At 59.2% G+C, this 23,201-nt stretch carries 21 protein-coding genes and 2 tRNA genes; 8 read left to right on the forward strand and 15 right to left on the reverse strand.

Translation table 11 applies throughout. From position 1 onward, the window contains the following. The first annotated feature begins 18 nt into the window (after positions 1-18). Genes DK870_RS00960 through DK870_RS00970 form a run of 3 tightly spaced genes read left to right on the forward strand, consistent with a single transcriptional unit; the run spans position 19 to position 2,457 of the window. A complete protein-coding gene (locus DK870_RS00960; RefSeq protein ID WP_200889127.1) occupies positions 19-1,497 on the forward strand; it encodes a GNAT family N-acetyltransferase in 1,479 nt (492 codons plus the stop codon). Beyond that, a complete protein-coding gene (locus DK870_RS00965; RefSeq protein ID WP_065946692.1) occupies positions 1,457-1,924 on the forward strand; it encodes an ASCH domain-containing protein in 468 nt (155 codons plus the stop codon). Before DK870_RS00960 ends, DK870_RS00965 begins: the two co-directional genes overlap by 41 nt. Then, positions 1,921-2,457, forward strand: coding sequence for an ATP-binding protein (locus DK870_RS00970; protein ID WP_065946691.1), 537 nt, complete (start codon positions 1,921-1,923; stop codon positions 2,455-2,457). The genes DK870_RS00965 and DK870_RS00970 overlap by 4 nt, the downstream gene beginning before the upstream one ends. A 200-nt stretch (positions 2,458-2,657) precedes the next feature. Here DK870_RS00970 and DK870_RS00975 read toward each other — a convergent pair whose 3' ends face one another. The 3 genes from DK870_RS00975 to DK870_RS00985 form a co-directional block, all read right to left on the reverse strand. Beyond that, positions 2,658-3,980: an integrase arm-type DNA-binding domain-containing protein gene (locus DK870_RS00975; RefSeq protein ID WP_161547683.1), complete on the reverse strand. Its 1,323-nt coding sequence runs from the start codon at positions 3,978-3,980 to the stop codon at positions 2,658-2,660. 172 nt (positions 3,981-4,152) lie between these two features. Continuing rightward, a tRNA-Thr gene (locus DK870_RS00980) sits at positions 4,153-4,228 on the reverse strand. A 138-nt stretch (positions 4,229-4,366) separates the two neighbouring features. Further along, positions 4,367-4,600 carry a DUF2790 domain-containing protein gene (locus DK870_RS00985; protein WP_060754628.1) on the reverse strand — a complete coding sequence of 78 codons (234 nt, stop codon included), beginning with the start codon at positions 4,598-4,600 and terminating at the stop codon, positions 4,367-4,369. 345 nt (positions 4,601-4,945) lie between these two features. Between DK870_RS00985 and bcsQ the strand changes: the two genes are divergently transcribed. Next, positions 4,946-5,851 (forward strand): cellulose biosynthesis protein BcsQ, encoded by a 906-nt coding sequence (gene bcsQ / locus DK870_RS00990; protein ID WP_161547684.1) that lies wholly within the window; start codon positions 4,946-4,948, stop codon positions 5,849-5,851. Positions 5,852-6,091: 240 nt separating this feature from the next. On the opposite strand, the gene DK870_RS00995 is transcribed toward bcsQ, so the two are convergent. The 5 genes from DK870_RS00995 to DK870_RS01015 form a co-directional block, all read right to left on the reverse strand. Then, positions 6,092-7,279, reverse strand: a complete 1,188-nt coding sequence (locus tag DK870_RS00995; protein ID WP_161547685.1) for a methyltransferase — start codon at positions 7,277-7,279, stop codon at positions 6,092-6,094. After that, on the reverse strand, positions 7,260-7,949 hold the full coding sequence (locus DK870_RS01000; protein ID WP_161547839.1) for an ABC transporter permease: 690 nt from the start codon (positions 7,947-7,949) through the stop codon (positions 7,260-7,262). The genes DK870_RS00995 and DK870_RS01000 overlap by 20 nt, the downstream gene beginning before the upstream one ends. 38 nt (positions 7,950-7,987) lie before the next feature. Then, a complete protein-coding gene (locus tag DK870_RS01005; RefSeq protein ID WP_053253867.1) occupies positions 7,988-8,683 on the reverse strand; it encodes an ABC transporter permease in 696 nt (231 codons plus the stop codon). A 72-nt stretch (positions 8,684-8,755) separates the two neighbouring features. Then, positions 8,756-9,508, reverse strand: coding sequence for an ABC transporter substrate-binding protein (locus tag DK870_RS01010; RefSeq protein ID WP_060754625.1), 753 nt, complete (start codon positions 9,506-9,508; stop codon positions 8,756-8,758). 13 nt (positions 9,509-9,521) lie between these two features. Then, on the reverse strand, positions 9,522-10,295 hold the full coding sequence (locus DK870_RS01015) for an ABC transporter ATP-binding protein (RefSeq protein WP_010213906.1): 774 nt from the start codon (positions 10,293-10,295) through the stop codon (positions 9,522-9,524). A gap of 556 nt (positions 10,296-10,851) precedes the next feature. Between DK870_RS01015 and gabP the strand changes: the two genes are divergently transcribed. Further along, positions 10,852-12,243, forward strand: coding sequence for a GABA permease (gene gabP, locus DK870_RS01020; protein WP_060754624.1), 1,392 nt, complete (start codon positions 10,852-10,854; stop codon positions 12,241-12,243). Between the two features lie 119 nt (positions 12,244-12,362). Here gabP and DK870_RS01025 read toward each other — a convergent pair whose 3' ends face one another. Further along, on the reverse strand, positions 12,363-12,776 hold the full coding sequence (locus DK870_RS01025) for a hypothetical protein (RefSeq protein WP_060754623.1): 414 nt from the start codon (positions 12,774-12,776) through the stop codon (positions 12,363-12,365). Positions 12,777-12,846: 70 nt separating this feature from the next. Beyond that, on the reverse strand, positions 12,847-13,767 hold the full coding sequence (locus DK870_RS01030) for an alpha/beta fold hydrolase (protein ID WP_060754622.1): 921 nt from the start codon (positions 13,765-13,767) through the stop codon (positions 12,847-12,849). A gap of 173 nt (positions 13,768-13,940) precedes the next feature. Here DK870_RS01030 and DK870_RS01035 point away from each other — a divergent pair, with 173 nt between their 5' ends. Then, on the forward strand, positions 13,941-14,906 hold the full coding sequence (locus DK870_RS01035) for an arsenic resistance protein (protein ID WP_161547686.1): 966 nt from the start codon (positions 13,941-13,943) through the stop codon (positions 14,904-14,906). Positions 14,907-14,992: 86 nt separating this feature from the next. Continuing rightward, entirely contained in the window at positions 14,993-16,600 is a 1,608-nt protein-coding gene (locus DK870_RS01040) for a glycosyltransferase family 39 protein (RefSeq protein WP_161547687.1), read from the forward strand. A gap of 19 nt (positions 16,601-16,619) precedes the next feature. Here DK870_RS01040 and DK870_RS01045 read toward each other — a convergent pair whose 3' ends face one another. The 5 genes from DK870_RS01045 to DK870_RS01065 form a co-directional block, all read right to left on the reverse strand. Then, positions 16,620-17,294, reverse strand: coding sequence for a hypothetical protein (locus DK870_RS01045; protein WP_060754619.1), 675 nt, complete (start codon positions 17,292-17,294; stop codon positions 16,620-16,622). Positions 17,295-17,466: 172 nt separating this feature from the next. Beyond that, positions 17,467-17,542, reverse strand: a tRNA-Phe gene (locus tag DK870_RS01050). 103 nt (positions 17,543-17,645) lie between these two features. Next, positions 17,646-17,918, reverse strand: coding sequence for an oxidative damage protection protein (locus DK870_RS01055; RefSeq protein WP_060754618.1), 273 nt, complete (start codon positions 17,916-17,918; stop codon positions 17,646-17,648). After that, positions 17,915-18,982, reverse strand: coding sequence for an A/G-specific adenine glycosylase (gene mutY, locus DK870_RS01060; RefSeq protein ID WP_161547688.1), 1,068 nt, complete (start codon positions 18,980-18,982; stop codon positions 17,915-17,917). The genes DK870_RS01055 and mutY overlap by 4 nt, the downstream gene beginning before the upstream one ends. Next, entirely contained in the window at positions 18,979-21,195 is a 2,217-nt protein-coding gene (locus DK870_RS01065) for an AsmA family protein (RefSeq protein ID WP_060754616.1), read from the reverse strand. Before DK870_RS01065 ends, mutY begins: the two co-directional genes overlap by 4 nt. Positions 21,196-21,522: 327 nt before the next feature. On the opposite strand from DK870_RS01065, the gene DK870_RS01070 reads away from it, so the two are divergent. Beyond that, positions 21,523-23,184, forward strand: a complete 1,662-nt coding sequence (locus tag DK870_RS01070; protein ID WP_060754615.1) for an OFA family MFS transporter — start codon at positions 21,523-21,525, stop codon at positions 23,182-23,184. Positions 23,185-23,201 lie beyond the last annotated feature (17 nt).

The following is a 23,201-nucleotide window of genomic DNA, read 5'->3' on the forward strand; positions in this document are numbered from 1 at the left end:
CGCCACCTGGAGGCATCCTTGGCATTGCGTCTTCGTTTCTTGTTAGACACCAACATCCTGATCCCGCTTCAGGACTCCATGGTGGTACTGCAGCCCAGTCTTACAAACTTCGTTAGGTTGTGCAGTGCGCACGGCTACCAACTGCTTTACCACCCTGCGTCAGCCGCGGACATCAGGCGTGACACTGATGAGGCTCGGCGCGAGCGCACCTTGGCCAGGCTCGGTCAGTACACTCAACTGCAGGCTGGGCCAGCTTGTCCATGGAACTCGCCTGAAACTTCGGTAAACGACGCTTGTGACAATGAAATTCTCTACGCGTTAGAGAATGATGCAGCGCACGTTTTGGTGACCGAGGATCAGGGGTTGCACCGTAAGGCGCGGGCACGCGGACTGAGTAGCCGCGTGTACTTCATCCAGACTGCGGACGACTGGCTGCGCCGGCTCCATGAGCCTGGTGAGGTGCGACTCCCCCACATTGAAGACGTTGAAATCCATACGTTGACCCACCAACTGGCTGGGCCATTCTTCGACAGTATCCGTGCGGGCTACGATGGTTTTAACGATTGGTTTCGTCGGAAGGCCATGGAAGGGCGTCGTGCTTGGGTCTATCGCGAAGACGCTCATCAGGCTATAGCGGCTATCTGTATTTACGCTGTTCAGGCCGACCAGGCTGTAACGGACGATGGTGAGGTGCTTGTCGGCAGGGCATTGAAGCTTTGTACGTTCAAGGTCGGCGAAACCGTTCGTGGAAGGAAACTCGGAGAGTTGTTTCTCCGGGCTGCCTTCAAGTACGCGACAAACCACCAATGTGAGTCGATTTTTCTGCACGCTAACAACGTTCAGCAGTCACAACTGATCACATTGATTGAAGACTTCGGTTTTCGCTACGAGGGGCTTTACCAAGGGGACGCAGTTTACGTAAAAGCGCATCCTGTCGCCCCGCCTCCGCTGCAGATGGACCCGTTCCAGTACGTCCAGCGCTATTATCCGCATTACATGGGCGGTGATGATGTCCATAAATTTATAGTGCCAATTCAGCCTCAGTACCATGACATTTTGTTCCCGGACTATCAGCGTCCAGGGCATGCATTGCCTGATAACCATCCGCAAAGGCATGTCAGCAATGCGATCAAACTCGCATACCTTTGTCACACCCCCAGCAAACAGCCGCGTCCAGGCGATGTCGTAATGTTCTATCGCAGTCGCGACATGCGTGCACTGACGACACTGGGTGTTGTTGAGCGATACGAGTGGTCGGAAGCGGCTGACGATATCGCACAGATTGTGAGCCGTAGAACCGTGTACTCTGATGAGCAAATAGAGGAAATGGCCAGGACTGAGACCAAGGTGATGCTATTCCGTCTGATATGTCACTTCGAGCCCCCCCTAGAGTATGCGGACCTTAAGCGCTCGCGGATCGTCAGGGGCCCCATTCAATCGATCACGAAAATATCTGATGAGTCTTTTTCCCGAATCATTCGAGCAACCGAGCGGTAGGGCTGTCCTACTTTCGATAAAGCCAAAATACGCCGACCTGATCCTTGCAGGGACGAAGCGCGTCGAGTTGCGTCGAAGCTGGCCGTCCAACGATATTGGCGTCATGGTGTTGTACTCGTCAGCACCAAAGCAGAGGCTGGTAGGAGTAGCCTTTATCGATCGGATTGAGGAGTGCGACTTTGAGAGTCTGTGGACCTTGGCAGACGCCAACGGGGGCGGCGTGACCTATGACGAACTCAAGGCTTATGTCAAAGGGAAGAAGACTGCGTTCGGTGTGATGATCCAGCGCATAAAGATCGCCGAAGTTCAGGTCGATCCGAAGGATCTTTTCGCGAACTTCACACCACCTCAGTCCTTTCTCTATCTGGGTCCGAACGATTTCCCACGCGTAATGCGCGCCATGTTTCCATCGGAGGGATCTGTATGAACATATTCGTCGCAGGTGTACACGGTGTCGGTAAGACTTTCCTCGCCTCTCAACTTCCTAAGGCCTTAGGCCTAATGCAAACCTCAGCCAGTAAGCTGATCAAGGAGGAGCGCGCGTTACCGGACTGGGGGACGGACAAACGGGTCGGTGATGTGGACGCCAATCAGATAGCACTGGCGAATGCTGTCACTCGCCACAATGAGGCCGGCACTAGGTTGCTGCTGGACGGACATTTTGTGTTGCTGGATGCTCAGGGTGAGTTTTCACCTTTGGCCGCGAACGTCTTTAAGGCTCTTCGCCTTGATGGAGTTTTACTGCTGGAAGCGGACGCTAATACAATTGCGACTCGCATACGAGAACGTGATAGCCGGGAAGTGGATATTGACCATACGATCCAATTCTTAGCCGCGGAGCGCGCTCAGGCGGAGTTAGTGTGCAATGAGCTCGGAATACCGCTTCACATTCTAGAGGCATGTGACCGTGATACCTTCGCTGCAGCGGTCGCAACAATAACTTTTAAAGCCGGACAGTAAGCAATTCTCCCCAAGTGATTAGGTCGGACGGCGTGGACGGTCCGGTCTATGTTGTGGGAATGCGTACGTCGGCTTCACTTCGACCGGTTAAGGGCGAATGCAGCCAGTCGTCAAAGGCCTTGCTATTCGACGTGCATTCAAGCCGTAATCAATAAAAAACCATATTCCTTTTGCGGAGCTGTGGCCTGTAGGTCGAGCGCTTACTCGGTTGCGCCACGTTTTGCTTTTAGGCGAGTGACGTTAGGTCCGGTCTGATTCGCGAATTCGTGTGGGCTGACATGCTCCTGCCGGTTGGCCTCCAAATACCGGCTCCACCAGTTCATGATCAGCCTGCGCTCCTCGATGAACTCGGCCTTGTGGATGTAAGCGGCGCGGACATTGTTGCGCTCCTTGTGGCTCATCTGCCGTTCAATAGCTGTCTCCGACCACAATCCTGACTCGATCAGTGCGCTGCAGGCCATCGAACGAAACCCATGCCCGCAGATATCGGTTTTGGTGTCGTATCCCATCGTCCGAAGCGCGTTGTTCACGGTATTTTCGGACATGGGCTTCCAGGGTTTGGCATCCCCTGCAAATACCAGGTCGAATTTGCCGGTTAGGGCGTGGATCTGTTCAAGCAGGGCCACGGCCTGTGGCGATAAGGGTACTAAATGGATATCTCCTGCCATCTTCGTACCCCTTGTGGAAAAGGGTACTCCCTCCAACGCTGGTCGAGTGTCAGGTATCTCCCAGGTGCCGCGCTTGAGGTCGAACTCGCTCCAGCGAGCGAAGCGCAGCTCGCTGGATCGTACAAACACATGCAGCGATAGCATCACTGTCAGACGGGTAAGTGCCCGGCCTTTATAGGTGTCGATCCGCTCCTGCAGTTCCGGCAGTCGCGATAAGGGTAGAGCCGGGCGATGCACCACCCGCGGGGCCTTGATCGAGCCTTCGAGGTCGTAAGCAGGGTTTACGGTGATAAGCCGGAGGCGCTTTGCCTCGCGCATGATGCTCTGCAGGTAGTTTTGTACCCTTAAAGCAACGTCTATCGTTCCGCGCTTCTTGATCGCTTCCAAGGGCTGCATGAGGTCATGGGTGTCGAGGTCGACAATGGCGCGGGCGCCGATCAGCGGAAATACGTGGGTTTTGAGGCGACTCATCACCGTCTTGGAATGACCTGGTGCCCACTTGGCCGACATTTCCGTATGCCAGTCGAGTGCAACGCTTTCAAAGGTTCTGCCTTTGATTACGGCTTCTGCCTTCGCTTGGTGCTTGGTTTCTATGGGATCAATACCATCCGCCAGCATTCGCTTGATTTCCAAGCGCTTGCGGCGCGCATCGGCGAGGCCAATGACGGGGTAGTTGCCGAACGAGGTCAGTCCTTCGCGTCCGTCAGGTTTGACATAGCGGAGCCGCCAGCCTTTGCGGCCATTGGGTTGGACTAGGAGATAGAGGCCGTCGCCGTCGAAAAGCTTGTAGGCGCGGTCTGTAGGTTTTGCCGAGCGGCAAGCTGCGTCGGAGAGCGGAGCAGTAGTACGCGACATAAGGGTACTCCCTTTTATCGAAGTGACCTGTATCCCAAACTCTACCCCTAAAACGGTTGGAATCCACCAGTTTCTGACGGAATCCGATGGAACGCCAAAACGAAAAAACCCGCCAGAAGGCGGGTTTTTCGGGGGTTCCAGAGATTTTGAAAGCCTTCTCTGGAACCTTGGATGGTGCCGGCACCAGGAGTCGAACCCGGGACCTACTGATTACAAGTCAGTTGCTCTACCAACTGAGCTATACCGGCGTGTTAGGGCGACGATTATAGCGATTGGCAGGCATCTGTAAACCCCTGAATTCTGACTATTTTTGCAAATGCAGAGGTTTTTTTGAGCAGGCCGTATTTTCATGGCGGCGAGTCGTGCTCCGGGGCCGTCAAATCAGCTCAGTTGCCATCGCCACAGTTGTCCGTGAATTTCATGTACTCCAACACCTGGGTCTGGTTCTTTGAGTCGAGATAGGTCATTCGCGCGTTCACTATGCCGCATCCCGAGCGGGTGTCTTCGGTGGTGGAGAGTACGCGCTGGATGTCTGGCTTGGGGGTTGCGCCGGCGTGTGCGGTGGCGGTCAGTGCAAGCAGGGCGGCGGCGATCAGGGGTTTCCAGTTGTTGGGGTTCATCGTGGTGTCCTCAGGGTCAGTGATGGGGTGAGGTCATTGAGCGCCTGGGAGGTATCTGGTCTGTGTCGTCGATCTTGGGTTTTGTCTCGTTGTGTATTGGCTGAATATTTATGTACTTGCCGATACGAAGGAGGGCTGAAGGGGAAGGGGCAGTACGTGGCTGGAGAGCCATTTAATTGACTGAAAGCCGTTCGTCCGAAAAATAATCTGCTAAAACATCAAAATAATGACACTTTTCTGTGCCTGACCCAGAATGCATTCACCGGGACGCCTATAAAAAAGACCTGCGGCTAGTGCCTGCTTGCCGAACTTCACGTCTTTAAGCTGCGTCGTGAGGAGAAGGCTATGAGCCTCAGCGAAGAACTTTTGGCGTTATTTGGCAAAGATGTCAGCCACGATGCCCAAGGCATTAATGCGCGGATGCACTTTTTTGGCAGTGTGCCTGGCGACGAAAACACCCACTCACATTCCCCGCCCGCCGATATCGCGGTTGTGCGCGCCAAGGTCGTGGCGCTGGTGTCTATCAATGGCGGCGTTGGGCGCAGCACGTTGGCCACGGCCTTGAGCAGTGGCTTGCAGCGTCATGGTGAGTCAGTGGTAGCGCTGGATCTGGACCCGCAAAATGCCTTGCACCATCACTTTGGCGTCAGTGCGGCGTTGCCCGGTATTGGTCGCACCAGTCTGGAGCATGGGCAGTGGGGGGATTTGCAACAGGTCAGCTTCGCCGGTTGCCAGGTGATTACCTTTGGCGATATCGATTTCCAGCAGCAGGAAAACCTGGAGCGTTGGCTCAAGCATGAGCCCGGTTGGTTGGCGCAGCGTCTCGCGTCCCTGGGCCTGAGCGAGCGGCAAACGCTGATCATCGATACGCCTGCCGGTAATAACGTCTACTTCCATCAAGCGCTGAGCGTTGCCGACGTGGTGCTGCTGGTGGTTCATCCCGATGCTGCGTGTCTTGCCACTCTGGAGCATTTTGACCAACTGCTGGCGCCCCATCTTGAGGGCTCTCGCCCACCCTCTGTGCATGTAGTGGTCAATCAGGTGGACGAGAGTGATGCCTTCGGCCTGGACATGGTCGAGGCCTTCAAGCAGCGCCTGGAGTCCCCACCATTTGAAGTACATCGTGACGTGGCAATCAACGAGGCGCTGGCCTTTGCGGCAGACCCGTTGGACGGCGCAGCCAAGCGGCTGGCCGGAGACGATATCAATGAGATTTGCCTGGCATTGAAGGCACCGAAAAAGAAACCATAAAGTGCGCTTTATAGGCTTAATGCCAGATGCTTATGCACAATCGGTTGGTTGCGGCTGTCAGGCGACGGCCATTTTGTGGAGCGGTTCTCAACACGCTGCAACTGCCTGTTTTGTGTGCATTTTATTTTGTGAACAAAAAATGACCAGCGTGCCTTTTGGCCTGCAGCGCTGATGGGAACAGCCTCTGTAAAGAATCCATCAACAGAGTTATCCACAGGGGCATGTAGGAAATTTTGCCCCTTAATCGCGCTCGGCCAGCACCATCAAGTTGCGTGGGGTCAGGGCCGGCTCACAGAAGCTGCCTATCTCGACCTTGTAGCCCTGTTCCGACAGATAGAGCGCCCGGTCCAACACTAGCCACATCTCCAGCGGGCGTCGAAACAAGCCTCGGACCAATTCCAGGTTGCGTACCTGCGCAAGGCGGCGCCAACCCTCGGCCTCCAGTGCAGCCCAATCCTGTTCACCTGTGGATAAGCCCTTGAGATTCGCCAGTTCCCGGCAGTAGTCGGCGAAGGATTTGCCCAGCCAACTGGCGGGCAGCGAGGGGGTGGGTAAGTAGTCGTCGTAGCCGCGTAACTGGCGTTGCAGGTGATCAAAGCCCAGGCGTCGAGCCATGGAGGTGTCACGTTGTTGGCGCACGCGATTGCCGGCGGTGACGGTTTCGCTCAATGGCAGGCACAAGTCATCTTTTGACAGGCGCAGGCCTGACGTACGGCCGGCGCTCGATAGCGGTTGGTAGTGCTCGCCATTGATGCGGTTATAGCAGCAGGGCGCCAGCGCCAGTTTTTTGCAGCCGGCAGCACTGGCCAGTTGCAACAGGCGCACGTGCAAGTCGCCGCAGGCGTGCAAGGCGACGGGCGTGTGGGCGGGGCTGAGTGTCACATCCGCCATCACGTCTTGCAGGCGATGCGTGACCGGCAATCGGTGGTGCTCGCTCAGCGCCTGGCCTGAGGCGATCAGGGCCGGGTCGTATTCCAGGCAAGTCAGTTGCTGGCCGGGTTGCAGCAGGCGACGGCCGAGATGACCTTTGCCGGCACACCAGTCCAGCCAGTGGCCAGGTGTTTCGGTGAATTGCAATGCGGCGCCGAAGGCTTCGATCTGCTGCCATTTGCGGCCGGGCACGTCGACGTTCAGGCGGTGGCGGGCCGGCTCCAGTGCGCGTTTCGGTAACTCGTCCACTGCACTGAGGCGCAATGCCCGCTCCGCCAACTGTGGAAAAGGCGCAGGCGCCGCTAACGCGTGGGCGTGGTTGTGGCTGGATTCGGCATCCGCCAACGAGCGTTGGCGAAGCCAGTGGGCCAACTCGGGATGCGCGGCTTCCCAGGGTAATTGCAGGTGCGTAAAGGGCCGTGGTCGCCACAGCCCTTGATGCTCGATCAGAAACGCATCCAGCGCTTTGAAACGGGCCTCAGCGTCCCTGGCAGGCATCGACGCGCAACCAGCGTTCGAGCAGTTTGAAGCCGCGTACCAGGATGTAAGCCATCAGCAGGTAGAACAACCCGGCGGCGAAGAAGATCTCCACCGGCAAGTAGGTGCGGGCGATGATCGTACGCGCCATGCCCGTCAGCTCCAGCAAGGTCACGGTACTGGCCAGGGCACTGGCCTTGAGCATCAGGATCACTTCGTTGCTGTAGGCCGGCAGACCGATGCGCGAGGCGCGGGGCAGGATGATGTAGAACAACGTCTTGGGCTTGGACATGCCCAGGGCGCGTGCCGCTTCGATCTCACCCGGCGGGATGGCCTGGATCGCGCCGCGCAGGATCTCGGCGATATAAGCGGCAGTGTGCAGGGTCATCGTCGCCGTGGCGCACCAGAACGGATCGCGCAGGTAGGGCCAGAGGACGCTCTCACGGACCGTATCGAACTGTGCCAGGCCGTAATAGACCAGGAACAACTGCACCAGCAGTGGCGTGCCCCGGAAGAAGAAAATGTAGGCGTAGGGCAGGGCGCTCACGTACCAGCGGCGCGAGGAACGGGCGATGCCCAGCGGGATCGCCAGCAGCAGGCCGGCAATCACCGCGATGGCAACCAGTTCCAGTGTAAGGGTGGCGCCCTGGGCGAGCTTGGGCAGCCACTTGATGATCACGGTCCAGTTCAGGCCCAGGTCGAAATGTGCCAGCCAGCTGTAGTCGCCGCTCATTGGGTGCTCCTTGCAAAGCCGCGGGCGGCGCGTTTTTCCAGGAAGTGCATGCCGGTCATGGCCAGCACGGTGAGGCCCAGGTACATGAATGCCGCGACCATGAAGAAGGTGAACGGTTGCTTGGTCACGGTCACGCCGATCTGGGCGTGGCGCATGATTTCTTCCAGGCCGATCACCGAAACCAGTGCGGTGTCCTTCATCAGAATCATGAACAGGTTGCCCAGGCCGGGCAGGGCGATGCGCCACATCTGCGGCATGATCAGGCGGGTGAAAATCCTGAACTTCGACAGCCCCAACGCCACACCCGCTTCGCGGTGGCCCTTGGGAATGGCGAGGATCGCGCCACGGAACACTTCCGTGGCGTAGGCGCCAAAGCACAGGCCGAGGGCGATCACCCCGGCGGCAAAGGCACTGAGAGAAAGGTCGGGGTTACCGAAGAACTCACCGAGGGCACGCATCAGGTTGACCGTGCCGAAATAAATCAGCAGCACCCACAGCAATTCGGGAATACCGCGGACGATGGTCGAGTAAGCGCCGCCAAGCCATTGCAGCGGCTTGTACGGGGACGTCTTGGCCAAGGCGCCGGCAAGGCCCAGCACCAGCCCCAGGCACAGGGCCGTGAGCGCCAGTTTGACGGTCATCAGCGCGCCGGCGGCAAGTGCCGGGCCGAATCCGTAGAGATCGAAATTCATGGTGTTTTCATATCGCAAGGCAGAGCTTAAAGCCGGCGTGCTCCGCTGAGCACGCCGGGCAAGTCGTTCAGATCATTCGATGCTGAACGGGAAATACTTGTCGTTGATCTTCTTGTAGGTGCCGTCTGCCTTGATCTCCGCCAGGGCTTTGTTCAGGCGCTCGCGCAGTGGGTCGCCCTTGCGTACGGCGATACCGATCTTGTCGCTTTCTACCACCGGGTCGCCTTTGAACTCGTAGGCCGAACCGTCTTTGCTCTTGAGCCATTCGTACTGCACGTACTTGTCGGCGAGGATGCCGTCCAGGCGCCCGGACGTCAGGTCGAGGTAGGCGTTTTCCTGGGTGTCATAGAGCTTGGCGGTGGTGTCCGGCAGCTTGTCTTCCAGGTAAGTACCGGCCAGGGTCGCTCGCTGTGCACCGATGGTTTTGCCCTTCAGGTATGCCGCGTCGGTCTTGAAGTCCGCAGTGGCTTTCGGCGCGATGAATTGCAGCTTGTTGGAGTAGTACGGGTCGGTGAAGTCGACGGCCTGCTTGCGTTCATCAGTGATCGACAGCGAAGACACCAGGAAGTCGAATTTCTTGGCGTTCAGGGCCGGGATGATGCCGTCCCAGTCGGAGACATACACTTCACACTTCTCGACTTTCATCTTGGCGCACAGGGCGTCGCCGATGTCTTTGTCGAAGCCGACGACGTTGCCGCTGGCGTCTTTATTGTTGAAGGGCGGGTAGGCCGCTTCGATCCCCATCTTCAGGGTTTCCGCCATGGCTGTGGCGCTGAACGCCATCGAAACGGCCGCGGCCAGAAGGAATTTTTTATAGTTCTGCATGCATGTTGCTCCGTTAGCGGTTGCTGGACATGAATTGTTTGCAGCGTGCCGAAAGCGGGTTTTCAAACACCTGCTGTGGCGATCCTTGCTCTTCGACCAGGCCCTGGTGCAAGAACACCACTTCGCTGGACACCTGGCGGGCAAAGCCCATTTCATGGGTGACCAGCAGCATGGTGCGGCCTTCTTCGGCCAGTGCGCGGATCACATTAAGTACTTCCTGAACCATTTCCGGGTCAAGGGCCGAGGTCGGCTCGTCGAACAGGATGACCTTGGGCTGCATCGCCAGGGTGCGCGCAATGGCCGCCCGTTGCTGCTGGCCGCCGGACAGTTGCGCAGGGTAAGCGTGGCGTTTGTCGGCGATGCCGACCTTGGCCAGCAGGGCTTCGGCCACTTCAATGGCTTCGGCCTTGCTCTGGCCGAGCACGCGGCGGGGCGCCTCGATGATGTTGTCGAGGATGCTCATGTGCGGCCACAGGTTAAAGTTTTGAAACACAAAACCAATTTCGCTGCGCAGGCGGTTGATCTGTTTGCCGTCGGCAGCCATCAGCTCGCCGTTTTTCGCGGCCTTGAGCTTGAGTTCTTCACCGGCGACTAGGATCTGGCCCTGATGGGGGTTTTCCAGCAGGTTGATGCAGCGCAAAAAGGTGGACTTGCCGGAACCGGAGGAACCCAGGATCGAGATCACGTCGCCGTCGCGGGCGGTCAGCGAGATACCTTTAAGTACCTCCAGCTCACCATAGCGTTTATGCAAGTTGCGGATTTCAAGCGCGGGCGTGGCCTCGGCCATGTGCGGTCCTCATTGTGTTCGTTGCGTTCGACGCTGTTGGGCCGCCTTCCTGGCGAGGCGCCAAGCTAGCATAGCGTTCGGATGGCAGCCAACAGCGCTGCGGGCGGTTAACGGGTGGTCTGCGGCAGGGTGTCGCATCGGCACAGCAGCGTGTCGCGCCATCTACAACCTGACAGACGTATGAACCCGGTAAATCCACAGGCTTCGCGTAAAAAAGGGCGCGATGGTGCCAGCTTTGGCCGGGTGTTGGAAGGGTTAACCGGGCAAACGGTGCTTATCAGCCCTTTTATGAGGCGTCACGTACTTTTTGTGTGTGCTTTTGGTGCGTTTGTTCGTCCTGAAAGTGGGTCGCACGGTAACGCTATAGCGGAATGCCATTGTTCTCAATGACTTGCGTCGGTTGTTGAATCGTCCTACAGCCCGCGTCAATCGCGGCTTTGTAACATTTTGGCGCAAATCTTGCGTAAAAAATAAAGAACGCCCCGTTGGTTTCTTTTCACGAGAAAGACTGCAGGCGGGACGGACCGTTTTCGCAATTCCTCGCAAAGGTGTGTCAATGAGTAGTACGCAAAGCTCCAATGACCTCGAACAGGGGCTCAAACCGCGTCATGTCACCATGCTGTCGATTGCCGGCGTTATTGGTGCCGGTTTGTTTGTCGGCTCTGGCCATGCGATCGCTGCAGCCGGCCCGGCCGTGCTATTGGCCTACGCGGCGGCCGGTACGCTGGTGGTATTAGTGATGCGCATGTTGGCCGAGATGGCCGTTGCGTCGCCGGACACCGGTTCGTTTTCCACTTATGCCGACCGTGCGATCGGCCATTGGGCCGGTTTCACCATCGGCTGGTTGTACTGGTGGTTCTGGGTGCTGGTGATTCCGCTGGAGGCCAACGCCGCTGCGACCATCCTTCATGCCTGGTTCCCCGGCGTGGCAATCTGGGCGTTTACCCTGATCATCACCTTGCTGCTGACGGCGACCAACCTGTTCAGCGTGAAGAACTACGGTGAGTTCGAGTTCTGGTTTGCACTGATCAAAGTGGTGGCGATCGTCGGCTTCGTGATCCTCGGGTTGGCGGCGGTTTTCGGTTTCCTGCCAACCAGCCAGGTCAGTGGCGTCTCGCACCTGTTCGACACCCAGGGCTTCATGCCTAATGGCATCGGCGCAGTCTTGGCGGCCATCCTGACGACGATGTTCTCGTTCATGGGCACTGAGATCGTCACCATCGCGGCGGCTGAATCGAAGAACCCCGGCCAACAAATCACCAAGGCCACCAACTCGGTGATCTGGCGGATTGGTTTGTTCTATCTGTTGTCGATTTTTATCGTCGTATCCCTGGTGCCATGGAACGATCCGACTCTAGCGGCGGTAGGTTCCTACCAGACGGTGCTGGAGCGCATGGGCATCCCGAATGCCAAGCTGATCGTCGACCTGGTGGTCTTGGTTGCCGTGACCAGCTGCCTGAACTCGGCGCTGTACACCGCCTCGCGCATGCTGTTCTCCCTGGGGCGTCGCGGTGATGCGCCGGCTGTGTCCAAGCGCACCAACAAGAGCGGCACGCCTTATTGGGCGGTGTTGCTGTCCACTGGCGCGGCGTTCCTGGCGGTGTTTGCCAACTACGTGGCGCCGGCGGCAGTGTTCGAGTTCCTGCTGGCCAGTTCTGGTGCCATCGCGTTGCTGGTGTACCTGGTGATTGCGGTGTCACAACTGCGCATGCGCCAGAAGCGCACGGCGGCGGGCGAGAAGATCGCGTTCAAAATGTGGCTCTTCCCGGGCCTGACCTATGCGGTGATGGTGTTCATCGTCGGTACGTTGACCGTCATGCTGTTCCAGGAAGCGCATCGGGTCGAGATTATCGCGACCGGCATCTTGAGCTTGTTGGTGGTGTTGGCGGGGTTGGTTGTGGCAAGCCGTCGCAAGGCTCAAAGAGTGGGTGCTGCAGTACTGAACTGACACGCCGCAGAACAAAAATGTGGGAGGGGGCTTGCTCCCAATAGCGGTGTGTCAGTACCAGATGCTCTGACAGACCTGATGCTATCGGGAGCAAGCCCCCTCTCACATTTCACTCTGCGTCAGTCTTCCGAGTTGGCGAGCGCTTGGGAGGCTGCCACGTAATCGGCCTGGAACTCTGACGATTCGATCCACGCCAGCGCCGCCGCTTCGTCATCGCTGTCCGTGGCCCACTGCCGATACTCGATCAGCGCCGCCAGGATAAAATCGGTGGCTTCCTCTTCGCCTTCCTGCTCCAGCACCAGTGCCAGCAAAGGGTGCGACAGGAATGCCGCACACAGCGCCTGCTGGCTGATTTCACCGGCTGTGCGCATTTCAACAAACAGCTCGGTCAAATCCACCGATTCAAGGTCGATACGGCTGTCATCGCCGGCGAACGCATCCGGCTTCGCCGCGACGGCGCGTTGGGTGCGGTTTTGCTTGGCCTTGGCCTTTGCCCGGTGGGCGCGTTTTTGCTGTTTGTTTGGCGAAGCCATGGGCTTGCGTCCTTGGTTCAGGATCGGGGTCGGGTATTGAAGCGCAGGTTGGGTGAAATCCCAAGGGAATCTACGTGCGTTCCGTCACTCGGTGCCCGGGCGTACCGTCTGCCATCTTGCCTTTTTGTAGCCACGCCAGTGCTATGGGCCATAGTCGGTTCTGGTACTCGCTACGGAAGAACGCGAAATGTCCGACGTTTTTCTCGCCGATATTTTCGGGGGCAATCCGCCAGTGAGTGCATTCGCTGTTGTTGAAATAGCCCAGTAACCGTTCGATGGCCGCCACGGTGCCAAACGGGTCGTCGGTCATGCTGATGGCCAGTATCCGCGCCTTCACGCGGCTAAATGGCAGCTCACCCAGGATGCGACCGCTGGGGCGTCTTTCGTAACTCGAGGTCGGTGTGGCCCAATCCTTCACCACGCCCGTCGGCGTGTCCTCCAACCAGCCCAGGCGCTTGCCTGGGAAGTAACCGCACAGTGCCGTCAGCAAGGGCATCGCCACATGCCATTTGGCAAGCATGCGCCAGCGTTCGCTTGCGTGATAATCGCGCCAGTAGGCGAACTGCGCGCCTACCGTGACAACCCGCCGAATCACCGCTCCCGATGCCCCCAGCCCGGCAGCGCAACCGCCGAAACTGTGGGCGACCACATCAATCGGTTGCCCGGGAAATTCTCGCTGAGCCCGTTGCAGCATTGCCTCGAAATCCAGCACGCCCCAATCTGACCAAGAGGCCTTGAAGCCGCGCAGGGAGCCGTCCCTGGATTCGCCGATGCCGCGATAGTCGTAAGTGATGACGTCCAAGCCATTGGCAAACAGATAGTCGGCAAAGCGTGAATAATGGCGGCAGCGCACGGACGTGGCGGCGTTGATGATCACCACCGGGCGTGTTGGGTCGGTACGGATGTGCCGCCAGGTGAAGCCGCCGATAAGGTAGCCGTCGGCGGCAGGCTGTCGAAAGGCTTCTGGGGTAGGTCGGGTCGGCAGGTTCATCGGTTGCCTCAATCCATGCGCTTGTAGGGTAAGCCTGGAGACTCATGCGCTTTTTTATAAGAAGCCGAAATTACCAAATTTAACCTGCCATGCGTGCAGAAAGTGCCGGTATGCTCGGCGTATCGCGTCGGCCGCCCAGGCTTGCGATCGTGTTGATTGAACAGAGTTGGCCCATGACCCGCGACACCCTCGAACACCATCAAATCCCTGTGTATTTTGCGGCGGTCCTGCTGGCTGCCTGCTTCGGCTTGCTCGCTCCCGTGGCCGCCCAGGGGCTTGGCATGCTGGTCATGCCCGCCATTGCGGTGCTGATGTACGCGATGTTCCTGCAAATTCCGTTTCTGGACCTGCGCCAGGGCTTGATCAACAAACGCTTCATCTGGGCATTGTTGCTGGCCAATTTTGTCCTGGTGCCATTGCTCGTATGGGCGTTGACACTTGGACTGGTGGAGCACCCGGGGTTGCTGGTGGGGGCGCTGTTGGTGCTGCTCACGCCGTGCATCGACTACGTGGTGGTGTTTACCCATATCGGCAAGGGCGATTCGCGGTCAATGCTGGCGGCGACGCCGCTGCTGTTGTTGCTGCAATTGGTGTTGCTGCCGGTTTACCTGAGTTTCCTGTTGGGCGCGCAGTTAGAGGGGGTAGTGGCGGTGGGGCCGTTTGTCGAGGCATTCCTGGGGTTGATCGTGGCGCCGATGATCCTGGCGGTGCTGACCACGGCCCTGGCGCGCCGCTCCAACATTGTCGGCGCGTGGAACAAGGCCTGGGCCTGGCTGCCGGTGCCGGCGATGGCGCTGGTGCTGTTTGTGGTGGTCGGCGGGCAGATCAGCGCAGTGGTGCGCGATATCGGCCTGTTGTTGCCGGTGGTTCCGGTCTACCTGGGCTTCCTGTTGTTGGCGCCGCTGATGGGCGCGTTTGCATCGAAGTTGTTTGCTTTGCCCGCGATGGCGGCGCGGGCGGTGACCTTCAGTGCATCGACCCGCAATTCGCTGGTGGTGCTGCCTCTGGCGTTGGCTCTGCCCGAAGAGGTGCGAGGTATTGCCGCAACGGCAGTCATCCTGCAAACACTGGTCGAGTTGGTGGGGGAGCTGATCTACATTCGCCTGGTGCCACGGTGGGTGTGGCCCGCCAATCGGTAAAGCGTGAATGTTGGGTTTTGTTCAGGCGTCATTCAGGACGGGCTGCGGCACCATAAGTCGGCGCACCCTACCTGAAAGGACAATCGATGGACCACCGCAGTCGTTTTCGCCTGGAGTCCCTGGGCATTTTTCTGATCGCCTTACTGCTATTCACCCTAGGGATCTGGGATCAGCAGCCCCAGGGTTTTGATGGGCGTTGGGCGCTGTTTATGCAGGAAATGTTTCGCCATGGTGCGAGCCTTTTCCCTACTACCTATGGTCAGCCGTATGCGGATTACCCCGGCACGGCGACTTTCTTCAGTTTTGTGTTTGCCCGGTTGTTTGGTGCGCCGAATCACTTGGCGAATGTGCTGCCTACGGCGCTCGCCTCGGCAGGTGTGGTCGCCCTGATCTACCGCTTGCTGGCGCCTGCCGGCCGTCCTTGGGCGTTGCTCACGGTGTTGCTGACGCTGCTCACGACCCAGTTATTGGAAAAATCCCGCTCGGTATGCCTGGACCAGATGGTCGCGCTGTTGTGCATCGGCAGTTTCTATCTGCTGCACAGCGGCGAGCGTCTGGGTTCGCGGGTGCGGCAGTTGGCGGTGTTCCCGCTGTTCGTCCTGGGCTTCGCGATTCGCGGGCCGCTGGGGTTGATCGAGGTGTGCGGGGTGGTGTGCGTGTATTGGGCGCTGGCTCGGCCAGGCGAGAGGGTCAAGCAGGTGCTGGTCCACGGCGTTGTCGGGTTGGTACTACTTGCGGCGTGCTGGTGGCTGCTGATGAAGCTGGCACGTATCAGTGGCGGCGATGCCTTTGCCGATGAAGTGTTCAAAATGCAGGTGGGTGGCCGTCTTGATGAGTCGGGCGAGCCATTTTATTTCTACTTCAAGCTGAGTTTGTATCGCTACTTCCCTGTGGTGCCGTTGGCGCTGGCGACCTTGATTGCGCTGCGTCATCGTTGGTCTGAGCGCTGGGCGAATGAGGACATGCAGCTTTTTTGGCGTCTGGGCGCGTGTGGCTTGATGATTTTGCTCGGCCTATCGGTGCCACACTTCAAGCGTGCTTACTACATCCTGCCGATGGTGCCGATGTTTGCCGCTGTCGCCGCCTATGGGCTGCTTCACGCGCAAAATTGGTTGGTGGGTGTACGTCGCGGTTATGAATGGCTTGTCGCAGCGCTACCGGCCTTGGGCGTGGTTGTGCTCTTCGTCTGTCGACAGGCGTGGCAAAAGCACGGTTACTGGCCTGATGTTTCGCTGCCGCTGCTGATCGGTGTGCTGGTCATTCTTCAAGTGGCGGCCCTGGTGGCCTGGCGGCGGGAGCTGAGGTTGGTGTCGCTCAGTGTGATCGCGCTGGCGGCGCAATGGCTGCTGCTGGTGGCGGTGATCGAGCCGGCCAAGGACCTGCAATTCGATACGCAGCGGTTCGTCAGCCAGGTAGAAACACTTCGGGTGTCGCAGCCCGGCCCGTTGGTGTTTGTCGATCTGGCGCGGGACACCTGGGCCATACGCTACATGATGAACCTGGACCACGATGAGCAGCCGCTGTTCGTGGGGCGTAACGAGCTTGAGAAGTTGAACGCGTTGCCGCGTCCATCCTGGGTGATTGTCTCGCGTAAAGAGACTGCGCTTTTGAAGGGCACGCCGGTGGAGCAACTGGCGCCCAGCTTCGAAGGGCGCTTGAATGACAATCCGTTGATGGTGTTTTTGCTCAATTAAACCGCGGAACCAGTGCAGGCTACTTGCACTGGTAGCCCTCCGGCATCTTCACGGTGTAGTTGCGTTGCACGCGATCCTGAAAATTCAGGTTCTGCAAACCCTGCTCAACCAAGAACGCCTCGACTTTGGCCGCCTGGCAATCCTCGTTGTAGGACGTTGCCCGAAGCACATACACCGCGCGCCGGCTCGCTTCGTCCCGAGCCGTGGCGGTGAACGTGGTGAGCGTGGTGTAGCCGGTTCGCTCCGAGGTGCCCACTGGGCCATAGGTGGTATTGGGTTTGCTGGTGCAGGTCAGTTGATCGTCTTTTTTCTTGTTCTTCTTGCACTCAGTGGTGGTGCTGGTCGGCACCTGGCCGTACTCGGTGGCGGTGTAGCGGTAAGTGACCTGGCGGCTGTCGACATCGAGCGTGACGGTCATTCTGATCGGTGCAGGGTTCTGAGGCAGGGTGGTGTCAGTGAATACGTTGCGAAAGCCCTGGTCCTTCATGGCCCTGACCATGTCTCGAAGGTAGTAGCGTGCATTGAGCGTGTTCTGCGCATTGCCGCCAACGGAGGTCGTCACCAGCACGGTTGCCTCTCGATCAAAGTGATAGTCCGGATCAGGCGTTGCGTTGATCGAAACATCCATTTGCGTGGCGCATCCGCTGAGCAGTGCAGCCAGCAGTAACAGCGCGCAGGACAAATACCGGGTCATAAAATCACTACCTTGCAGCCAGAAATGTAAAAACTAGACGATTGAGCCGCACGATAAACAAGCTTCAATTGGGGGCGGTCCGGCGTGGCCCTGAGTTCGTCCAGCCGGCGTTAAATCGTGGGCAATAAAAAACCCCAAGGAATCATCTTCGCTTGGGGTTTTTCGGTATTAGTGGTGCCCAGAGACGGAATCGAACCGCCGACACGGGGATTTTCAATCCCCTGCTCTACCGACTGAGCTATCTGGGCAACGGGGCGCATTAAACGGGTTTTTCAGGGGGTCGTCAAGCAAGTTTTCAAAAAATATTTAATTATTACCGTCGCTTACGTTCCGACCCCGGTTTTTGATCAGTTATTGAGCAGGTGGCACGTAGCCGTCGGCCTTGGCGTAATCTTCGCCGGAAAAGAACTTGTCCATTTCGCCCTGCAAGTATTTGCGGTCTTCGGCGTTCATCATGTTCAGGCGTTTTTCGTTGATCAGCAGGGTCTGGTGTTTCTGCCAGTCGGCCCATGCCTGGGCAGACACGTGATCGAACACATCCTGGCCCTTGGCGCCCGGATACGGTGGGCGTTCCAGGCCCGGCAGTTGTTCTTTGTACTTGCGGCACATTACGGTGCGGGTCATGACGACTCTCCTGCGTTCAATACATCGGCCGCGCGCTTCAGCAATTTTTTGACCGGGGCGGCGAGGCCCAGGCGCGGCGGGGTGGCGAGGTTATACCAGAGCCAGTCGGCCTCGGCCACGTGATGGACGGTTTCCTCAACCTGCACCAGCCAGGGCTCGATGGCCAGCTGGAAGTGGCTGAAGGTGTGGATCAGCCCGGGCAGTGGCTGCTGCTTGCCCAACGCCAGCGCGTGCTGGTTGGCGAGGTGGTCCAGGTCTTCCAGGTCATCGAGCTCCGGCAGGCTCCACAAACCGCCCCACAGGCCCGTGGACGGGCGTCGGTAAAGCAGGATCGCGCCTTCGGTATTGGCCAGCAGCGGCATCAGTGTGCGCTTTTGCGGGATGGTCTTGCGCGGCTTGGGGATCGGGTAGCGCGTCTCCAGGCCGAGCATGTGGGCTTCGCAGTCTTTTTCCAGCGGGCACAGCAGGCAGCTTGGCTTGCTGCGCGTGCAGAGCGTGGCGCCCATATCCATCATCGCCTGGGTATAGGCGTTGACCCGGTCATGCGGTGTAAAGCGCTCTGCGGTAGCCCACAGCTGCTTGGCGACCTTGGGTTCGCCGGGGTAGCCCTCTTGCGCGGTAAAGCGCGCGAGCACGCGTTTGACGTTGCCGTCGAGGATCGGGGCGCGCAGGCCCATGCTCAGGCTGGCGATCGCGCCGGCGGTGGACAGGCCGATACCGGGCAGCTCGGTGAGTTTTTCGACATCGCGGGGAAATTCGCCGCCGTATTCGGCGACGACGATCTTGGCGGTCTTCTGCAGGTTGCGGGCACGGGTGTAGTAACCCAGGCCCGTCCACAGGTGCAGCACCTCGTCTTCCGGCGCGGCGGCCAGGGCCTCGACCGTCGGCAGCGAGGCCATGAAGCGATCGAAGTAGTTCAACACCGTGCTGACCTGGGTCTGCTGCAGCATGATCTCCGAGACCCACACCCGGTAAGGCGTGATGCCCTGTTGCCAGGGCAGGTCATGGCGCCCGTGGCGGTCGTACCAGTCGAGCACCGCCTGTGAAAATTGCTCGTTTCTCATCGCTTGAACAGGCCTTTCAGGGCGTCTTTCAACTGTGGGTTGACCTTGTCGAGCTTCTCTTCAAGCTTGTCGCTGAGCTTGTTGCCGGCCGCCTTGAGCGCCACCTGGGTCAAGCCATCCTTGTCCAGGCGGCAGGCCTTGGCGCCCAACTCCAGCGGGCCACGGCAGCGTAGCGGTACTTCGATACCCTGGAAGTTGCTGCCGACCTGGCAGGCCGGGTCCGGAACGTCGCGCTTGTCGCCTTCGACGATGATGCCGACGCGGTAGTCCATGCCCAGTACGCGCAGGTCGACGTCACCGTTGCCGTTGACCGTCAAGCCCGGGATGCGCACTTTCAGGTCTGGATTGCTGGCCACGCCGTTACGGAAAGTCAGGTTGCCGCGCAGTTCCTGGAAGGGCGTGTCCTTGCCCTGTGGGGTGCTGCTCAGGGTCTTGCGGTTGAGCAGGGCGATGCCGGTGCACAGTTGCTGTTCAAGGTTGGCATTGAGCAGCATGCCGTTGTTGATCACAAAGCTGGCGGTGCCGTTGAGGCTGTCGACCAAGGCTTTCTGGCTGTTGCCACGGCCTGTGAGGTTGCTGTCCAGGGTGACCTGGCCTTTCACCGGCGGGTTTTGCCCCTGGGCCTGCAGGATGCGTTCGACCGGCACTTGCTTGATATGGGTTTGCAGTGCCACGACCGGGATGTCTTGGCGCACATCCAGCGTACCGTTGGCTTGGAACGTACCGTTGTAGAGACCGCCACTCAGGTTGTCGAGCTTGAGTTGGCCGTCGATGCCGGAGGCTTGGAGTGCAGCATTCTGGATCGGCAGCTTGCTCAGGGTCAGTTGGCCGAAGGCCAGGTCGGCGTTCACATCCAGGGTGCGCAGGCGGGTCAGCGGCAGCAGCCTGTCGGTGCTCCAGGCGCCTTTGGTCGGGGCGTCCGGCAGTGGTGTGGTGCCACCGGCGGCCATGGCGCCCATTTCGCTGTTCTGGACTTCAGCCTGGCGTGCGGCGGCGGCGCCTTTGGCGGACTCGGATTTAGGCGGCAAGTAGTTGTCGGCATTGAAGGTATCGCCCTTGAGCTGCACGCGCAGGGACTGCTTGGCGAAGTCATCCACGGCAACGCGACCGGTGAAGGTGCTGCCATCCAGCTTGAGGTTCAGGTCTTCCAGGGCCACGCTGGTAGGCGTGCCCTTGAGGCGGCTGACCAGTTCGACCTTGCTCAGGCTGCCCTCGGCCATCGCCGGCAATGGGTGGCCGACGCTTTCGAGAAACTTGGCCAGGTCAAATTGGGCAATGGACAGGGCACCGTTGAGCTGCGGGGTTTTGTTCAGGTCGTTGACCTTGAGTTCACCCAGCGCGCGTAACTGGTTGGCGGACAGTTTCAGGTTGGTCCATTCGGCGATATTGGCCGCCAGGTCTACCAGCACCTGACCCTGGGTGGAATAGGTCATGGTCTTGCCCTGCAACGGCTCGCCGGTGGCCTCGCCGCTCAATCGCATGTCTTCGAGCTGATAGCGTTTGAGGGCGTTCTGGATGCGCAGGTTGCCGGTGAGCTCGGTCTTGACGCGCATCAGCGGTTGGCTGGTGCCCAGGAATGCGGTGAGTTTCAGCGGGATGCTGGCGCCTTCGTGGACGGCGCCGGCACTCAGTTGGATGCTTTCGGCGCTGAACTGCTTGCCGGTCTGCTCGTCGTTGTATTCAACGCGGGCGTTGTTGATGGTCAGGCTGTCGATGTCCAGGCGGATCGGCTTCGGCGGTTTTTCAGGCTCCGGCTCGGCAGGTGCTTGCACGGGAGCGGGAACCGGGGCGTCGGCGCTCGCCACAGGCACGTTCTTGCCGATGTCTTCCCAGTCACCGTGGCCTTGCTTGTCGCGGTTCAGGCGCAGGTTGAGGCCCTCGACGCGCACGTCGCTCATCTGCACTTCACGACGCAGCAGCGGCAACACGCGCACCGACAGGCCGAGCATCTGCAGGTCGGCGAATGGCTTGGTCGGGTTGGTCAGGGTGGCGACGCTGGCTTCGTGCAGCTCCAGGCCCAGCCAGGGGAACAGGCTCCAGCCGATGTCGCCATTGAGCGTCAGCTCGATGTGGGCCTTGTCGCGGGCAATCTGGCGAATCTCGTCTTTGTAGTCGTTGGGATCGAAGAGGTGGGTCAGGGCGAAGCCCAGGGCCACAATGATCAGCAACAGCCCGAGAAGTACCAGACCCAGGATTTTGCCGAACGCTTTCATGGGCGAGTCCTTGTATGTCGAATTCAAAATTTAGCCGAAGAGTATAACGCCCGCAGGCTCTCGTCAGTTCACGGATCGTTACATTGTATCTAGACCCTGTGAAACGGGATTTTGGCGCCAAAAAATACAGTTATTGCGAAAAAGGTGATATCAGTTTGGTTTTTCTGTCATCCGCAGGTGCTAATCTGCGCGGGTTCGTCTGCCTTCTGCGACACTGCGTCGCGCCCTTAAGGAGCTTCTCCTCAACAAAAACGGCCATCGCTTTGCGTGTAAGGCCGAGTGAGAGAGCGCCCGACGAACAACAATCAATAACTGGGGGAAACACCAATGAGCACTAGCACTGCGACGAGTAGTACTGTCGCGCAGCCTGCGTTCCTGTCCAAGGAACGCATCATCGCCAAGCCCGGGTTCAACCGCTGGCTGGTTCCGCCGGCCGCCCTGGCCATTCACTTGTGCATCGGCATGGCCTACGGTTTCTCGGTGTTCTGGCTGCCGCTGTCCAAGGCGCTGGGCATCACCGCGCCGGTCGCCTGCGCGCCGGACATGAGCTTTATTGCCCAAGTTTTCTCATCCCAATGTGACTGGCCCATCTCCATGCTGGGCTGGATCTACACACTGTTCTTCATCTTCCTGGGTTGCTCGGCAGCGATCTGGGGTGGCTGGCTGGAACACGCCGGGCCACGCAAGGCGGGCGTTGTATCGGCTCTGTGCTGGTGCGGCGGCCTGTTGATCTCGGCGTTGGGTATCTATACCCACCAGATCTGGCTGATGTGGATCGGCTCCGGGGTCATTGGCGGCATTGGCCTGGGCCTGGGCTACATCTCGCCGGTATCGACCCTGATCAAGTGGTTCCCGGACAAACGCGGCATGGCGACCGGCATGGCAATCATGGGCTTCGGCGGCGGCGCGATGGTCGGTGCACCGCTGGCCGCGGCGCTGATGGGCCACTTTGCGTCGCCAACCAGCGTAGGCGTCTGGCAGAGCTTCCTGGTGATGGCGGCGATTTACTTCGTGTTCATGATTGGTGGCGCCTTGTCGTACCGCGTCCCGCCGACCGGCTGGAAGCCTGAGGGCTGGACCGCTCCGGCGAAAAAAGCCAGCAATGCGATGATCACTCACCGTCATGTCCATGTGAACGTGGCCTGGAAAACCCCGCAGTTCCGCCTGGTATGGCTGGTGCTGTGCCTGAACGTTTCCGCCGGTATCGGCATCCTCGGCATGGCTTCGCCGCTGTTGCAGGAAGTGTTTGGCGGCAAGTTGCTGGGTGTCGATGTGCCGTTCGGTCAGTTGGATGCGGGGCAGTTGGCTTCCATTGCGGCGATCGCGGCCGGTTTCACGGGGCTGTTGAGCTTGTTCAACATTGGTGGCCGGTTCTTCTGGGCGTCGTTCTCCGACTACCTGGGCCGCAAGAATACCTACTTTGTGTTCTTCGCCCTGGGCTTTGCCCTGTATGCGCTGATTCCGAACCTGGGGCACCTGGGTAACGTGGCGCTGTTCGTGGCGGCGTTCTGCATCATCCTGTCGATGTACGGCGGTGGTTTCGCGACGGTCCCGGCTTACCTGGCCGACCTGTTCGGCACCCAGATGGTCGGCGCGATCCACGGTCGCCTGCTGACCGCCTGGGCCGCGGCGGGCGTGTTGGGTCCGGTGCTGGTGAACTACCTGCGTGAGTATCAGTTGAGCATCGGTGTTGAGCGAGCTGCGGCCTACGACATCACCCTGTACATCCTCGCCGGGCTATTGGTGCTGGGCTTTATCTGCAACATGCTGGTACGTCCGGTGGCCGACAAGTACTTCATGACCGACGCCGAATTGGCCGCCGAACAGGCGCTGGGCCATGACAAGGGCGCGGATGCCACCACTTCCCTGGAGTGGAAGGCAGCGTCCGGTAGCGTGCCGTTGGCCATCGCCGCGTGGCTGGTAGTGGGCATTCCGTTGGCGTGGGGTGTGTGGGTGACCCTGCAGAAAACCGCAGTCCTGTTCCACTGATACAACCTTGTAGTGAG

Origin of the sequence: Pseudomonas sp. Q1, assembly GCF_009935975.1 — a bacterium.
GTDB lineage: Bacteria > Pseudomonadota > Gammaproteobacteria > Pseudomonadales > Pseudomonadaceae > Aquipseudomonas > Aquipseudomonas palleroniana.

Bases quoted from the DNA above. Each gene is read 5' to 3' on its own strand.
- DK870_RS00965 (WP_065946692.1), top strand. From the start codon at position 1,457: ATGAGTCTTTTTCCCGAATCATTCGAGCAACCGAGCGGTAGGGCTGTC.
- DK870_RS00970 (WP_065946691.1), top strand. From the start codon at position 1,921: ATGAACATATTCGTCGCAGGTGTACACGGTGTCGGTAAGACTTTCCTC.
- DK870_RS00975 (WP_161547683.1), bottom strand. From the start codon at position 3,980: ATGTCGCGTACTACTGCTCCGCTCTCCGACGCAGCTTGCCGCTCGGCA.
- DK870_RS00985 (WP_060754628.1), bottom strand. From the start codon at position 4,600: ATGAACCCCAACAACTGGAAACCCCTGATCGCCGCCGCCCTGCTTGCA.
- bcsQ (WP_161547684.1), top strand. From the start codon at position 4,946: ATGAGCCTCAGCGAAGAACTTTTGGCGTTATTTGGCAAAGATGTCAGC.
- DK870_RS00995 (WP_161547685.1), bottom strand. From the start codon at position 7,279: ATGCCTGCCAGGGACGCTGAGGCCCGTTTCAAAGCGCTGGATGCGTTT.
- DK870_RS01005 (WP_053253867.1), bottom strand. From the start codon at position 8,683: ATGAATTTCGATCTCTACGGATTCGGCCCGGCACTTGCCGCCGGCGCG.
- DK870_RS01010 (WP_060754625.1), bottom strand. From the start codon at position 9,508: ATGCAGAACTATAAAAAATTCCTTCTGGCCGCGGCCGTTTCGATGGCG.
- DK870_RS01015 (WP_010213906.1), bottom strand. From the start codon at position 10,295: ATGGCCGAGGCCACGCCCGCGCTTGAAATCCGCAACTTGCATAAACGC.
- gabP (WP_060754624.1), top strand. From the start codon at position 10,852: ATGAGTAGTACGCAAAGCTCCAATGACCTCGAACAGGGGCTCAAACCG.
- DK870_RS01025 (WP_060754623.1), bottom strand. From the start codon at position 12,776: ATGGCTTCGCCAAACAAACAGCAAAAACGCGCCCACCGGGCAAAGGCC.
- DK870_RS01030 (WP_060754622.1), bottom strand. From the start codon at position 13,767: ATGAACCTGCCGACCCGACCTACCCCAGAAGCCTTTCGACAGCCTGCC.
- DK870_RS01035 (WP_161547686.1), top strand. From the start codon at position 13,941: ATGACCCGCGACACCCTCGAACACCATCAAATCCCTGTGTATTTTGCG.
- DK870_RS01040 (WP_161547687.1), top strand. From the start codon at position 14,993: ATGGACCACCGCAGTCGTTTTCGCCTGGAGTCCCTGGGCATTTTTCTG.
- DK870_RS01045 (WP_060754619.1), bottom strand. From the start codon at position 17,294: ATGACCCGGTATTTGTCCTGCGCGCTGTTACTGCTGGCTGCACTGCTC.
- DK870_RS01055 (WP_060754618.1), bottom strand. From the start codon at position 17,918: ATGACCCGCACCGTAATGTGCCGCAAGTACAAAGAACAACTGCCGGGC.
- mutY (WP_161547688.1), bottom strand. From the start codon at position 18,982: ATGAGAAACGAGCAATTTTCACAGGCGGTGCTCGACTGGTACGACCGC.
- DK870_RS01065 (WP_060754616.1), bottom strand. From the start codon at position 21,195: ATGAAAGCGTTCGGCAAAATCCTGGGTCTGGTACTTCTCGGGCTGTTG.
- DK870_RS01070 (WP_060754615.1), top strand. From the start codon at position 21,523: ATGAGCACTAGCACTGCGACGAGTAGTACTGTCGCGCAGCCTGCGTTC.